13 protein-coding genes and 1 riboswitch are annotated in these 14,128 nt (G+C 44.6%); of the genes, 1 reads left to right on the forward strand and 12 read right to left on the reverse strand.

From position 1 onward, the window contains the following. Window positions 1-70 precede the first annotated feature (70 nt). The 4 genes from B0H99_RS11695 to B0H99_RS11710 form a co-directional block, all read right to left on the reverse strand. Entirely contained in the window at window positions 71-538 is a 468-nt protein-coding gene (locus tag B0H99_RS11695) for an acyl-CoA thioesterase (protein WP_106533864.1), read from the reverse strand. A 118-nt stretch (window positions 539-656) separates the two neighbouring features. Beyond that, a complete protein-coding gene (gene sdhB / locus B0H99_RS11700) occupies window positions 657-1,427 on the reverse strand; it encodes a succinate dehydrogenase iron-sulfur subunit (protein ID WP_106533865.1) in 771 nt (256 codons plus the stop codon). A gap of 18 nt (window positions 1,428-1,445) precedes the next feature. Beyond that, window positions 1,446-3,194 (reverse strand): succinate dehydrogenase flavoprotein subunit, encoded by a 1,749-nt coding sequence (gene sdhA, locus B0H99_RS11705; RefSeq protein ID WP_106533866.1) that lies wholly within the window; start codon window positions 3,192-3,194, stop codon window positions 1,446-1,448. Window positions 3,195-3,239: 45 nt separating this feature from the next. After that, complete coding sequence (locus tag B0H99_RS11710; protein WP_181313657.1) at window positions 3,240-3,848, reverse strand: succinate dehydrogenase cytochrome b558 subunit; 609 nt, start codon at window positions 3,846-3,848, stop codon at window positions 3,240-3,242. A 202-nt stretch (window positions 3,849-4,050) separates the two neighbouring features. Here B0H99_RS11710 and B0H99_RS11715 point away from each other — a divergent pair, with 202 nt between their 5' ends. After that, window positions 4,051-4,452: a YslB family protein gene (locus tag B0H99_RS11715; RefSeq protein WP_106533868.1), complete on the forward strand. Its 402-nt coding sequence runs from the start codon at window positions 4,051-4,053 to the stop codon at window positions 4,450-4,452. Window positions 4,453-4,559: 107 nt separating this feature from the next. On the opposite strand, the gene B0H99_RS11720 is transcribed toward B0H99_RS11715, so the two are convergent. The 8 genes from B0H99_RS11720 to B0H99_RS11755 form a co-directional block, all read right to left on the reverse strand. Continuing rightward, window positions 4,560-5,774 (reverse strand): aspartate kinase, encoded by a 1,215-nt coding sequence (locus B0H99_RS11720; RefSeq protein ID WP_106533921.1) that lies wholly within the window; start codon window positions 5,772-5,774, stop codon window positions 4,560-4,562. 100 nt (window positions 5,775-5,874) lie between these two features. Further along, window positions 5,875-6,049, reverse strand: a riboswitch (Lysine riboswitch). A gap of 41 nt (window positions 6,050-6,090) precedes the next feature. Continuing rightward, the gene (gene uvrC / locus B0H99_RS11725; protein ID WP_106533869.1) at window positions 6,091-7,884 is read right to left on the reverse strand and encodes an excinuclease ABC subunit UvrC; all 1,794 of its coding nucleotides are present in this window, start codon (window positions 7,882-7,884) and stop codon (window positions 6,091-6,093) included. 52 nt (window positions 7,885-7,936) lie between these two features. Next, the gene (trxA, locus tag B0H99_RS11730; RefSeq protein ID WP_106533870.1) at window positions 7,937-8,251 is read right to left on the reverse strand and encodes a thioredoxin; all 315 of its coding nucleotides are present in this window, start codon (window positions 8,249-8,251) and stop codon (window positions 7,937-7,939) included. Between the two features lie 619 nt (window positions 8,252-8,870). Then, window positions 8,871-9,836: an electron transfer flavoprotein subunit alpha/FixB family protein gene (locus B0H99_RS11735; RefSeq protein ID WP_106533871.1), complete on the reverse strand. Its 966-nt coding sequence runs from the start codon at window positions 9,834-9,836 to the stop codon at window positions 8,871-8,873. A 211-nt stretch (window positions 9,837-10,047) separates the two neighbouring features. Further along, window positions 10,048-10,821, reverse strand: a complete 774-nt coding sequence (locus B0H99_RS11740; RefSeq protein ID WP_106533872.1) for an electron transfer flavoprotein subunit beta/FixA family protein — start codon at window positions 10,819-10,821, stop codon at window positions 10,048-10,050. Between the two features lie 20 nt (window positions 10,822-10,841). Next, entirely contained in the window at window positions 10,842-11,615 is a 774-nt protein-coding gene (locus B0H99_RS11745; RefSeq protein ID WP_106533873.1) for an enoyl-CoA hydratase, read from the reverse strand. 16 nt (window positions 11,616-11,631) lie between these two features. After that, entirely contained in the window at window positions 11,632-12,216 is a 585-nt protein-coding gene (locus B0H99_RS11750; protein ID WP_106533922.1) for a fatty acid metabolism transcriptional regulator FadR, read from the reverse strand. 131 nt (window positions 12,217-12,347) lie between these two features. Continuing rightward, window positions 12,348-14,039 (reverse strand): AMP-binding protein, encoded by a 1,692-nt coding sequence (locus B0H99_RS11755; protein ID WP_106533874.1) that lies wholly within the window; start codon window positions 14,037-14,039, stop codon window positions 12,348-12,350. Window positions 14,040-14,128: the final 89 nt, after the last annotated feature.

Raw genomic sequence — 14,128 nt, forward strand, 5'->3', positions numbered from 1 at the left:
TTCGTTTCACTCCTTAAGAACGGATCTTACTTCTATAGTGAAGGTTTTTTATCAATATGGCAAGAAATCCTTAAAGTTTCGCTGCCGCAACCCGGTTATTTTGTAAAAGCTCTTTTTCTTGTTCGCTCCAAGGATGGCTTTTTCCTGTCTCTTTTGAGATTTGGACCATGGCGCCCCGGCCGGTAAAGCACGTTTCCTCTTTTTCATTAGTTACCCAATAATGGATATCGATAGACGAGTTTCCTAATGAATGAATTTTCACATGAACATTGAGTTTTTCATCAAAATATACTTGTTGAGTATAATCGACTTGGATATCTGCGACAACCGGAAATAATTTACTTTCTCCTGTTAGCCAATTCTGCATCAAGCCCAACTTTTTCATATATTCGATCCGGGCAAATTCGAAATATGTTATAGGCACTGTATTGTTAACATGTCCGAACATATCCGTTTCCGAAAAACGCACATGTACCGGTACAGAAAAAGAAAAGCCTTTTTTCCAGCTTGCAAAATCCTCAATATAAGTTGCTTTCATATTACGCTCCTTTTTAAATAGATGTTTGTTTTGTTAGTATAGCAAAAATACACCAAAAGGTCTGAAAACAATAGATTAAGACAAAAAAAACCTCCGCTAGGCGGAGGTTACTGATAAACTAGTCAACCATTCTGTCGCTTCCGAAGAAGTTGCGGAACATTTGAACAGTTGTTTCACGGTTCAAAGCTGCGATTGAAGTTGTCAAAGGAATTCCTTTAGGGCAAGATTCAACACAGTTCTGAGAGTTACTGCAGCTTCCAAGTCCGCCTTCGCCCATAATAGCGTTCAAGCGCTCATCACGGTTCATCGCACCTGTTGGATGCGCATTGAAAAGACGAACTTGTGAAAGTGGAGCAGGTCCGATAAAATCGGATTTTTCGTTTACGTTCGGGCATGCTTCTAAGCATACGCCGCACGTGATGCATTTAGACAGCTCATAAGCCCACTGGCGTTTACGTTCAGGCATGCGAGGGCCTTCTCCAAGATCATGTGTCCCATCGATCGGTACCCAAGCCTTAACTTTTTTCAACGACTCGAACATACGGCTGCGGTCAATGACCAAGTCACGGACAACCGGGAATGTTTTCATCGGCTGAAGCCTAATCGGCTGCTCCAACTGATCGATCAAAGCAGTACACGACTGGCGTGCTTTGCCGTTGATGACCATTGAGCATGCTCCACAGACTTCCTCAAGACAAGCCATGTCCCAGTTTACTGGAGTGGTCTTTTTCCCTTCCATGTTAACCGGGTTGCGGCGGATTTCCATCAACGCCGAAATGACATTCATGTTCGCGCGATATGGCACTTCGAACTTTTCGAAATACGGTTCATCGTTCGTTGAGTTACGGCGTTCGACTTCTATAATAACAGTTTTTGCTGCTTCACCCATGGTAAAATTGCTCCTTTCTTAGGCTTTCGCTGAGTAATCACGTTTCCGTGGCGGAATCAGCGAAACGTCCACTTCTTCATAATGGAAAATCGGTGCTTCGTATCCATTGAATTTAGCCATAGTTGTTTTCAGGAATTCCGCGTCATTGCGTTCAGGGAATTCCGGTTTGAAATGAGCTCCACGGCTCTCATTGCGATGCAGTGCGCCAAGAGTGATCACTCTAGCTAAATGTAGCATATTCTTCAATTGGCGGGCGAACATAGCACCTTGGTTGCTCCAAAGCTGCGTGTCCGTCATGCTGATATTTTCAAATCGTTGTAGCAATTCTTGAATTTTCTCGTCTGTCTTCTGCAATCTATCGTTATAACGCACCACTGTTACGTTATCCGTCATCCATTCACCAAGTTCTTTGTGAAGAACATAAGCATTTTCTGTACCATCCAGTGCTAACAGCTCTTCCCACTTGCGCTGTTCTTCAGCTGCATGCCAATCAAAAATTTCTGGAGAAAGATCTTCAGCAAGCTGATCTAAGCCTTTGATATAAGTTAATGCATTTGGTCCGGCAACCATACCGCCGTAAATCGCTGACAACAATGAGTTTGCACCCAAACGGTTTGCACCGTGCTGAGAGTAATCACATTCACCAGCTGCAAATACGCCAGGAATATTAGTCATCTGTTGATCGTCGACCCATAGTCCGCCCATTGAATAATGGACTGCCGGGAAGATTTTCATTGGAACTTTACGTGGATCGTCGCCAGTGAACTTCTCATAGATTTCAATGATTCCGCCAAGTTTGATGTCCAATTCTTTCGGATCTTTGTGCGAAAGGTCCAAATACACCATATTCTCGCCATTGACCCCGAGTTTTTGGTTAACGCAGACATCGAAAATTTCACGGGTAGCAATATCACGCGGCACTAAATTTCCATATGCCGGATATTTTTCTTCAAGGAAATACCAAGGCTTGCCGTCTTTATAAGTCCAGATCCGTCCGCCTTCTCCGCGGGCTGATTCTGACATCAAACGAAGTTTATCATCGCCAGGAATCGCAGTCGGGTGAATTTGGATAAATTCGCCGTTTGCGTAATAAGCGCCTTGTTGATAAACGACCGAAGCTGCTGAACCGGTATTGATGACCGAGTTCGTCGATTTTCCAAAGATGATTCCAGGACCGCCAGTTGCCATAATTACAGCATCTCCGCGGAATGCTTTAATTTCCATCGTAGTCATGTTTTGGGCAGTAATGCCTCGGCTGATTCCGTTTTCATCGATGATCAAACTCAGGAATTCCCAGCCTTCGTATTTAGTAACCAAGCCGTTCGCTTCTTGGCGGCGGACTTGCTCATCTAAAGCATAAAGCAATTGCTGGCCGGTAGTCGCGCCGGCAAAAGCCGTTCTATGGTGCAGCGTGCCACCGAAACGACGGAAATCAAGTAAACCTTCAGGAGTACGGTTGAACATAACCCCCATGCGGTCAAGCAAACGGATAATTCCTGGCGCAGCTTCCGCCATTGCTTGAACCGGCTTTTGGTTCGCTAGAAAATCTCCGCCGTATACTGTGTCATCAAAGTGAATAGCGGGAGAATCCCCTTCACCTTTTGTATTCACCGCTCCGTTGATCCCGCCCTGTGCACATACAGAGTGAGAACGTTTTACGGGAACGATTGAAAATAATTCGACGGGTGCTCCTGCTTCTGCAGCTTTGATAGCAGCCATTAAACCTGCAAGGCCTCCGCCGACAATAATAAGTTTGCCTTTCGCCATTTTGGTATTCACTCCTCTTTTAGTTCACCAGTAATGGAAGCGCTCTTAAACGAACGCGAATAATGCTCTGATACCAATAACCGATAGTACAACAAATATGGCCAGCACTGCATAGTTCGAATAGCGCTGTGATTTTGCGGATTGCGTGATTCCCCAAGTAACTAGGAAAGACCAGAATCCGTTCGCCAAGTGGAATGTTGCAGCCAACACACCTGCGATATAGAAAGCTAACATGAATGGGTTCGACAAAATTTCCGCCATCATATTAAAGTCGGCCTCTGCATTGCCCAAAGCTACTTGGAAACGTGTTTCAAAAACGTGCCAAGCGATAAAAATTACAAGGAAAACGCCTGTATAGCGTTGCAAGACCAACATCTGGTTACGGAAATAACTGTAGTGGCCCACATTGTGCTTTGAAGTGAACGCTATGTACAAGCCATAGAATGCATGATACACCAGCGGTAAATAGATAACGAAAATCTCCAAGAAAATAACGAACGGTAAGTTCGCCATAAAGTGTGAAGCATCGTTAAAAGCTTGTTCACCTTGTGTTGCGAAATGATTGACGATCAAATGCTGCGTCAAGAACACACCAATCGGAATAATTCCTAATAATGAGTGCAACCTGCGCAATAAAAATTCACGATTTTCCAAAACTTTTACCCTCCTCAACCCAATAATAGGCAGCAAAAAAAGCAATCGATATGTTACGAAAGCATCCATTGACTGCAACTAGCATCATGATACAATAATATGACATATTTATTGTACTCCCCTAAAAAAGGAGCGTCAAGGCAACCAAGCCTTTTTGCAAACATTCTTATTAGTATTTTATTATAGTGAAAGTAGGTTAACCATGACTGAAACAAATACAGTTTTAAGCGAGCATTTCGGTTACGAATTGATCAGGGACCATCTAATATCAGAGATTTTAGGGTCTCATGAGACGGAAATACTCTACTGGGCAGGAAAATCTCTTGCTCGCAAGTTTCCTTTATTTTCGGTAGATGAAGCTCCAGACTTCTTTGCCCAAGCTAATTTCGGCGAATTAACTCTTGAAAAAAAGGCTAAAGATGAAACTATTTTTACCCTTATCCCATCAAAAATAGAAAATCGCTGCTTTAAATTAGAAGCAGGTTTTCTAGCGCAGCAGCACCAGAAAATTGGCGGCTACTTGACAGAAGCCTACGAAGAAGTATTCCAGAAAAAGAATTTGGTCCGTATTACCTTGAAAACAGACCTTCGTGAACGTGTCTAAACTATGACAAATGTGGAAATCATACCACATAAGCTGGTTTCTATTTTTCTTTATGCTCTATAGTTTTATCCAAAAACAAGACCCGACAAATGTCGGGTCTTGTTTTCTTAATATGATAAACCGTAAGCATCATGGAGAGCGCTGGCGGACTTCTCCATGTCGCTTTCCGGCACGACGACAGAGACTTTGATTTCAGAAGTGCTGACCATTTTCACCGGGATATCTTGCAGGCGCAGAATGTCGAACATGCGCGCTGCAACGCCGGGATTGGATACCATTCCGGAGCCGACGATGGAAACTTTGGCCAAGCCAACCTCGTAATTCAAGTTTACGAAGCCGATTTCATCCCGATATGATTCCAGAACACGTTTTGTTTCTTCCAGGCTTTCTTCCTTGATGGAAAACGATACGGATGGGGGAATTTCTTCTGAAATGCTTTGGACAATAATATCGACATCGATATGATGTTCAGCTAGTTTCATGAAAATTTTAGCCAGCGAACCGTTGAACGGTTTTTCATAGCTGGCCGTTACACGGGCAATGCCCCGTTCGAACGCGACGCCTCTGACGATTAGATTTTTCTCCACTGTGATCACCTCTTGTATGATTGTGCCCGGTTCATCTGAGTAGCTCGCTCGCACCGACAACGGGACATTGTTGTTTTTAGCAAATTCAACTGCACGCGGGTGCAATACTCCCGCTCCCAGATTGGCAAGCTCCAGCATTTCATCGTAAGAAATCTGTTCCAGTTTGCGGGCGCCGTTAACATAACGCGGATCTGCCGTATAAACACCGTCGACGTCTGTATAAATTTCACATTTGTCTGCATTTAAAGCAGCTGCGAGCGCAACTGCTGTTGTATCGGAGCCTCCTCGGCCGAGAGTCGTAATATTGCCGACTTTATCAACCCCCTGGAAGCCGGCCACTACACAGAAAAAGCCATTTTCCAGAACTCGTTCCAAACGTTCCGTATGAATTTGCTCGATGCGTGCATTGCGCGGGACGGATTCGGTTTCGATGCCGGCTTGCCAGCCTGTAAACGACAGCGCTTCATGGCCGAGCGCTTTGAAAGCCATCGCCAGCAAAGAAATTGTCACTTGTTCTCCTGTTGCCAGCAACATGTCCATTTCACGCTTCGGCGGCTCTGTCGAAATTTCATTGGCTAATGCCACCAGTGTATCCGTTGTTTTTCCCATTGCCGAAACGACAATGACCACTCGATTGCCTTTTTCTTTTTCCAGTATCGCACGTTTTGCAACGCCTATAATTTTTTCCGGCGTCGCAACAGAAGTGCCGCCGAACTTCATCACTACAGTTTTCATTTTATCCACTCCCACAGTTAATGTGGCTCTCAACAAAAAAAGAGGCAGCCCGCCGCATATGCAGCAAACTACCTCTTTTATCATGTACGAAAAAACGTCCATGTGAGATAGCCCTCCAGAGATCTACTCTGACAGCCCTGCACTTCTTAAATGCAGGACCAGCATGCGGCTTTACAGTCCACCACACACTTCGGCGACCGCCCCTTTTCCCATTCTTCACAGATTCTGTCCATCTCTGAATGGGTACTTTTGACGTTCGCACCTCTATCACCACTCGTTACAAGTGATTTAATTATGTTATTACGATAACATACTCTTATTCCGTTGACAATGGCTGTTCAGTGAAATGATTGCGGATGGAAACCGCTAAACTTACCGGCATGCCGGCTTCTTTCAGTTCATCTACAGAAGCTTCTTTTATTTTTTTCACGGAACCGAAATGCTTAAGCAATTGCTGTTTGCGCTTTGGCCCGACGCCTTCTAAATTATCCAGTGCCGAAGTGATGGCATTTTTCCCTCTTAACTGGCGGTGGAATGTAATAACAAATCGATGCACTTCGTCTTGAATGCGCTGCAGCAAATAAAACGCTTCGCTTGTCCGTTTGAGCGGCACCATTTCGATTGGTGAACCATACAGAAGCTGCGACGTTTGGTGTTTAGCATCTTTGGCAAGCCCTGCAATCGGAATCGAGAGCCCGAGCTCGTCCTCCAAAATTTCACGTGCCGACTCGATTTGTCCTTTTCCTCCGTCAATGATGATCAAATCGGGCAATGGCAGATCATCTTTTAGCACGCGGGTATAGCGACGGCGTATTACTTCGCGCATTGCTGCATAGTCATCCGGCTTAGACGCATTGCGCGTTTTGTATTTGCGGTAATCTTTTTTCGACGGTTTGCCATCGATGAACGTAATCATCGCAGATACGGCATCAGCCCCTTGAATATGGGAGTTATCAAATGCTTCAATGCGCAGCGCCGTTTCGATGTTCAGCGCTTCGCCAAGTTCGACACATGCCCCGATAGTCTTTGTTTCTTGCCGCTCAAGCAATTGGAATTTTTCCTTGATGGCAATTTCTGCGTTTTTCTTCGCCAATTCCACCAATTCTTTTTTCTTGCCCCGCTGCGGCACCAGTGTCCGGATTTCGAGCCACTCTTTGATCAATTCTGCATCTTCGCCTTCCGGCAACAAAATCTCGTTCGGCTTTACATGATGCGATTGCTCATAAAATTGGCCAAGAAAAGTCTGGAACTCCTCTTGCGGGTCCCGGTACAGCGGAAATAAAGATACATCGCGTTCAATAAGTTTCCCTTGGCGCACGAAAAATACTTGGACACACATCCAGCCCTTATCGACAGCATAAGCGAAAACATCCCGGTTCGTAAAATCATTCATCGCCATCTTCTGTTTTTCCATGACGGTTTCAATATGGGAGATTTGGTCACGGTATTCCTTGGCCCGTTCAAACTCCAGGTTTTCCGCAGCTTCCGACATTTTCTCCACCAATTGCTGCTTCACTTCCCGAAAGCCGCCATTTAAGAATTTGGTAATGCCTTCGATCATATTTTGATAGGTTTCCTGCTCGACCGGTTTAATGCAAGGCGCAAGACATTGCCCCATGTGATAATACAAGCACGCGCGATCCGGCATTGTATGGCATTTCCGGAGCGGATAAAGCCGATCAAGCAGTTTTTTTGTCTCGCTTGCGGCATACGCGTTTGGATAAGGCCCGAAATACTTGCCTTTATCCTTTTTCACCTGGCGGGTTGTAATCAGCTTTGGATGGCGCTCTCCCGTAATTTTCAAGTACGGATAGGTTTTCCCATCTTTCAGCATGATATTGTATTTTGGATCGTATTTTTTGATCAAATTCAATTCCAGAATAAGGGCTTCCTTATCCGAATTTGTCACAATATATTCGAAATCAACGATTTCATTAACAAGGCGCTGAGTTTTCGCATCATGGCTTCCGGTAAAATAAGAACGCACACGGTTTTTCAGAACCTTGGCTTTGCCGACGTAAATAATAGTATTTTGGCGGTCTTTCATTAAATAACATCCCGGCTGATCGGGAAGAACCGCCAATTTATGCTGCAGCAATTCACTTTTCATCTTCTCTCACCCTATTAAAAAACCGGGCGCCATCTCTGGACCCGGTTTAGAATTATGCGTGTTGGTTAACCAATTCAGCTAAAGCTTCTTTTGGTCTGAATCCTACAACTTTATCAACTGTTTCTCCGTCTTTCATCAATAAAAGTGTCGGGATTGACATGATGCCGTAGTTTCCAGCTGTTTCTTGGTTTTCGTCGACGTCTACTTTGACGATTTTTACTTTGTCGCTCATTTCAGCATCCAATTCTTCAAGTACTGGAGCAATCATTTTACATGGTCCGCACCAAGTCGCCCAAAAATCGACTAATACTAAACCTTCTGCGATTTCTTGTGAAAAGTTCTGATCTGTGCCGTGTACAATTGCCATTAATAATTCCTCCTTATTTTGTAAACCCTAACTATAAACCGATTATAGCATGTGAATATTTCACTAGCCATTTTTTTGCTTACTCTTATTCTACCCGCATATTTCCATACTAAACGAAAAGCGGCCTTCCCTTAAGAAGGCCGCTTTCCAGTCTGTTGAGAAATCCCACAACAGGTTAATTAATGAAGCTTCAGGCGGACGCGTTCCGCGGGCTCGCGCCGAGCCGCTTCGTCGCTTCGCGACTCCAGGGTCTCGACTGACTCGCTGTCCCGCTGGAGCCGCTGCCTTTCGCTCAGGTCCCTAGAGCAAGAATGCACCACCAGGCATCTTGCGCTTGCTTAGCTAAGTCATGGAACATGAATAGAAGACTTCTCCCCCATTTACGGAGGTTGCCCAACCGGGCCGGACACGAAGACTCCTGTGGGAGCAGTGACAGAGTGGAACGATGGAGCGACACGAGCTGAAGACCCTGGACTGAGCACCACGAAGGAAGCGGCTGAAGCCGGGCCCACGGAAAGATAAGTGGCCGGGCCGGTTGGATTTATGCATCCTCATTCCTTAAATACAGACTTTGACTACAGTCTGAAGTGGCCTTCCATTGAGAAGGTTGCTTTTCTTATTACATTACTTTACGGAATTCTTCTGTGAGCATCGGAATGACTTCAAACAAGTCGCCGACAATGCCATAGTCTGCTACTTTAAAAATATTCGCTTCTGGATCTTTGTTGATGGCCACGATTACTTTTGAGTTGGACATGCCTGCTAAATGCTGGATTGCTCCAGAGATTCCAGCTGCAATGTACAAATCAGGTGTAACTACTTTGCCCGTCTGGCCGATTTGCAATGAATAGTCGACGTAATCTGCGTCACACGCCCCACGAGAAGCTCCTACCGCTCCGCCAAGAAGGTTCGCTAATTCTTGAAGCGGCCCAAAACCGTCTGCACTCTTGACTCCACGACCTCCAGCAACGATAACTTTCGCTTCTGAAAGATCGACGCCTTCCGCTGATTTGCGGACAACATTCTTAATAATCGTACGCAAATTAGTGATGTCAACAGACAGTGAACTTACTTCGCCAGAACGCTCTTCGCGTGCAAGCGGCGCAATATTGTTTGGTCGGACAGTCACAAATGTAAATCCTTCTTTGATTTTCTTTTTCTCGAATGCCTTGCCGGAATAAATCGGGCGGATGAAGACCGCATCGTCTCCTTCACCTTCGATTGACGTCACATCGGAAATTAAACCAGCCTGCAATTTAGATGCAATTTTAGGCGATAGATCTTTTCCGACCGCTGTATGGCCGAAAACAATGCCTTCTGGATTTTCCTGTTCAACAACAGCCATGAATGCCTGGCCGTATCCATCAGATGTATAGGACTTTAAATGCGGGTGTTCAACCGTTATGACACGGTCTGCTCCATAGTTGACAAGTTCTGCGCCAAATTCGCTGACAGCATCCCCAAGCAGCACCGCAACTACTTCTCCTCCGCCAGAAATTTGTTTCGCAGCAGCAATCGCTTCAAACGATACGTTGCGCAATGCCCCTTCGCGCGTTTCGCCCAATACTAATACTTTTTTCGACATAGTCCGTTTACCCCCTAAGTTGATGTGAAAAAACAATGCTTGAATTAGTTGAACTGAAGAATAAGATTCTAATAAGCCACTTTGGCTGTTTTGAACACGGCTTTTATCATGAGCCTGCGAAAACGTGGCTGTTTTAAGGAATATCCACAGTCCAACCCATTAAGTTCAATAGATATAGATGACTTCAGAACCGATTATTATCTGTTTACTATTAAATTACTTTCGCTTCGTTTCTTAATAAGCCGACCAGTTCGGTTACTTGCGTAGACAAGTCGCCTTCTAGTACACGGCCAGCCGCTTTTTTCGGCGGAAGGTAAATTTCAAGTGTTTCCGTTTTCGGTTCTACATCTTCTTCTTCGATATCAAGGTCGTCGATTTCCAATTCTTCGAGTGGTTTCTTCTTCGCTTTCATGATTCCTGGAAGTGATGGGTAACGCGGTTCGTTCAATCCTTGCTGGGCCGTGACCAATAACGGCAACGATGTTTCAAGTTCTTCTGCATCCCCTTCGATATCGCGGACAATTGTCACATTAGTGCCATCGATTTGAAGACTTGTAATTGTCGTTACGTAATTGATGCCTAGCAGATCGGCAACGCGCGGTCCGACTTGGCCAGATCCTCCGTCAATCGCCACGTTTCCAGCTAAGATCAAATCCGCTTCTTTGTCTTTCAGGTATTCAGCCAATATGTATGCTGTTGTGTATTGATCCATTTCTTCAAGATCATCTTCTGTATTAATCAAGACTGCTTTGTCAGCACCCATTGCTAGCGCTGTACGCAGTTGCTTTTCTGCTTCTTCGCCACCGATTGTGATTACGGTAACTTCGCCGCCATGGGCGTCACGGACGGTAATCGCTTCTTCAATCGCGTATTCATCGTATGGGTTGATGATAAATTCCGCTCCGTCATTCTGTATTTTACCGTTAGCGATAACCAGTTTTTCTTCTGTGTCAAACGTGCGTTTCAATAATACGTAAATATTCATGAACATAAACCTCCCGAGTATTATTTCCCTTTGAATTGTGCTTCACGTTTCTCCAAGAAAGCCTGAATGCCTTCTTTTGCATCTTCTGATACAAAGACTGTGCCAAACGATTGCGCTTCCGCTTCTACCCCTTCAAAATAGGAAGCGTGTTTCGCGTATTGCAGCATGTCGATCGCCGCTTTTACAGATACCGGGCTTTTCTTCGCAATTTTTTTTGCAATTGTAAGCGTTTGCGAAAGTAGTTCCTCTTCGGCGTATGCGCGGTTAGCCAGCCCGTACTGTGCAGCTTCGGTTCCCGAAATCGGATCGCTCGTCAACAGCATTTCCGCCGCCTTTGCAACACCGACGAATCTTGGCAGTCGTTGTGTACCTGCAAAACCAGGAATTAGGCCCAATTGAAGTTCCGGCAATCCCAGTTTAGCATTTTCAGAGACAAAACGCATATGGCAACTCATCGCCAATTCCAATCCGCCGCCAAGAGCCGCTCCATGTATGGCAGCAATCACCGGCTTATGGAATGTTTCAACCCGTTCAAAAACTTTTTGGCCACTAGCAGATAACTGTGAAAATTCCTCGCCAGAACCAACTTGAGTAAATTCTTTTATATCTGCTCCAGCCGAGAAAAATCTTCCTTCTCCGTGCAAAACTATCGCACGAACTTCATCATCTTTTTCTACTTGATTGAGCAGTTCGTCTACTTCCAGTATCAGCGCCCGTGATAAAGCGTTTGCCGGCGGACGGTTGATTGTTGCGACTGCGACGCCTTCTTCCTTTTTCCAGCTAATGAATTCCATTCGATGGGCCCCTTTCTTATGTGCGCATTCCCTTCATCAACATTCGATGAACTTTAGGCGCCAATTCGACTAAATCATACTTTTGGTCATTCATGACCCAAGTAGTAATCGTCTCATCCATTGTACCGAAAACCATTTGCCTTGCTAAACGAATGTCCATTGTTTTATCGAATTCCCCGTTTTCCATTCCCAAAATCAAAATTTTATCCATCAACTTCAAATATTCTCTTAACACGCCATTTATTCTCATACGTATTTCGGCATTAGATTGCCGAAGCTCGAGTTGAGTGACAATTGCGAGATGGATGTCACTTGCAAGCAAACTAAAGTGGCTTTCGATCATTGAACCGAGCTTTTCAGACGCGGTACTTTCTTTTGAAAGGATTTCTTCCAGTTTGCTGACGAACATTCCCATTTTTTCTTGAAAGACCGATATAAGAATGTCTTCTTTGTTTTTAAAATACAGGTAAATTGTTCCGTCTGCCACACCCGCTTGTCTGGCAATTTTGGACACCTGCGCTTGATGGTAGCCATTTTCAGCTATAACTATCACTGCAGCATCGACAATCTGCCTGTATTTCGGCTTGTCTTTTTTAACCAACTCATCACCACCCAAAAAAATATGAAAATATGAATGGCGGTTCATTCATATTTTCATATTATAATTTATGCCTTGCGGTGTCAAGTTATATCCCGCTCCTGCTGCAGTAGGCATATTAATTATTCCTTCTTTTATGAAGGTATGGCTTCGCTTTGCTTCGCAATCTCTTCATCTACTAGTTTACGGCGCAATATTTTACCGACGGCTGTCTTTGGCAGTTCAGTACGGAATTCGTAGATACGTGGAACCTTGAATGCCGCTAAATGTTCCCGGCAATAGCTGTCGAGCTCTTTCTCTGTTAAATTATACCCTTCTTTTTGGACAATGAACGCTTTGACCGTTTCACCGCGGTAAGGATCCGGTATGCCAGCCACAACACATTCTTGGATCGCTTCATGTTCATATAGCACTTCCTCAATTTCACGAGGATAAATATTGAAGCCGCCAGCAATGATCATATCTTTTTTGCGGTCAACGATGTAAAAATGGCCGTCATCTTCCATGTATCCAAGATCGCCTGTCAATAACCAGCCGTTTACGATAGTTGCAGCCGTTTCTTCCGGCCGGTTCCAATAGCCTTTCATCACTTGCGGCCCTTGGATGGCAATTTCACCTATTTCACCGTTCCGTACAGAATCTGTCGTTCCCGGACGAAGAATTCGGCAGTCTGTGTCTGGATAAGGGAAACCGATCGACCCTTTTGCGCGTTCTCCCCATAGAAGATTTGAATGGGTGACTGGCGAAGTTTCGGTCAAACCGTATCCTTCTACTAATTTCCCTCCGGTAATTGCTTCAAACTTTTCTTGTACTTCTGCTGGCAGCGGCGCAGAACCGCTCAAGCAAGCTTCTATCGAAGATAAATCATACTTTGAAATATCCGGGTGGTTCATCAATCCGATGTAGAGAGTCGGTGCTCCCGGGAATAATGTAGGCTTTTGCTTGCTGATTGTTTTCAGCGCCGTTTCAGGATCGAATTTCGGCAGCAAAACCATCCGGTTGCCTTGCATAACCGAAAGGATAAGCACAGTAGTCAATCCATAAACATGAAACAGTGGAATAATGCCCATGATTGTTTCTTCGCCTCTTTTGCATTTGTAAAGCCATGTATCGCACATCGTAGCATTAGAGATAAGATTTTTATGGGTCAGCATAACCCCTTTTGGCAATCCGGTTGTTCCTCCCGTATATTGAAGGAGCGCCAAGTCTTCTTCAAAATCGAAAGCTGTTTTTTTCACTTCAGAAGAAGCGCCCTTCATGATTTCCGTAAACAGGTGGTTGATGCCCCGGTGTTCCACTTTGACCGTTACACCATGCTGCCGCTTCTGGATAAAGGGATAGATGATATTTTTCGGGAATGGAAGATAATCTTTTATGCCTGTAATGATGAGGTTCTCTAAACTTGTATCATGAACTACTGAAGAAACACGTGGGAATAATAGATCGAGGGCTATGATCGCCCGTGCGCCACTGTCTTTCATCTGATAGGCAATTTCCCTTTCGGTATAGAGCGGATTCGTCATGACAACTACGCCGCCGGCATACAGAATGCCGTAAAAACTGATGACTGCCTGTGGACAGTTTGGCAGCATAATAGCTACTCTGTCCCCTTTTTCGATGCCTAGATTTTGTAAGTAATTCGCAAATTTCAAAGAGGATTCGTGCAATTCCTTATAAGAAATATCTTTTCCCATAAAATGAATAGCTATTTTCTCGGGGAATTGTTCATATGCTTGTGTAAGATATTCCTGAACCGGAATTTTTGGATAAGAAAGCGTATGCGGCACTTCTGGCGGATAATGAGCGAGCCAAGGCTTTTGTATCATTCGTCATACCTCCTATTTGATTAAATTCGTGCGAATATTCCTATTTTTATTATAAGTAATAATGATACCGCTTACAATCGATTTCTAAA

Origin of the sequence: Planomicrobium soli, assembly GCF_003014655.1 — a bacterium.
In the GTDB taxonomy this organism is placed as follows: domain Bacteria; phylum Bacillota; class Bacilli; order Bacillales_A; family Planococcaceae; genus Planococcus; species Planococcus soli_B.

Bases quoted from the DNA above. Each gene is read 5' to 3' on its own strand.
- B0H99_RS11695 (WP_106533864.1), bottom strand. From the start codon at position 538: ATGAAAGCAACTTATATTGAGGATTTTGCAAGCTGGAAAAAAGGCTTT.
- sdhB (WP_106533865.1), bottom strand. From the start codon at position 1,427: ATGGGTGAAGCAGCAAAAACTGTTATTATAGAAGTCGAACGCCGTAAC.
- sdhA (WP_106533866.1), bottom strand. From the start codon at position 3,194: ATGGCGAAAGGCAAACTTATTATTGTCGGCGGAGGCCTTGCAGGTTTA.
- B0H99_RS11715 (WP_106533868.1), top strand. From the start codon at position 4,051: ATGACTGAAACAAATACAGTTTTAAGCGAGCATTTCGGTTACGAATTG.
- B0H99_RS11720 (WP_106533921.1), bottom strand. From the start codon at position 5,774: ATGAAAACTGTAGTGATGAAGTTCGGCGGCACTTCTGTTGCGACGCCG.
- uvrC (WP_106533869.1), bottom strand. From the start codon at position 7,884: ATGAAAAGTGAATTGCTGCAGCATAAATTGGCGGTTCTTCCCGATCAG.
- trxA (WP_106533870.1), bottom strand. From the start codon at position 8,251: ATGGCAATTGTACACGGCACAGATCAGAACTTTTCACAAGAAATCGCA.
- B0H99_RS11735 (WP_106533871.1), bottom strand. From the start codon at position 9,836: ATGTCGAAAAAAGTATTAGTATTGGGCGAAACGCGCGAAGGGGCATTG.
- B0H99_RS11740 (WP_106533872.1), bottom strand. From the start codon at position 10,821: ATGAATATTTACGTATTATTGAAACGCACGTTTGACACAGAAGAAAAA.
- B0H99_RS11745 (WP_106533873.1), bottom strand. From the start codon at position 11,615: ATGGAATTCATTAGCTGGAAAAAGGAAGAAGGCGTCGCAGTCGCAACA.
- B0H99_RS11755 (WP_106533874.1), bottom strand. From the start codon at position 14,039: ATGATACAAAAGCCTTGGCTCGCTCATTATCCGCCAGAAGTGCCGCAT.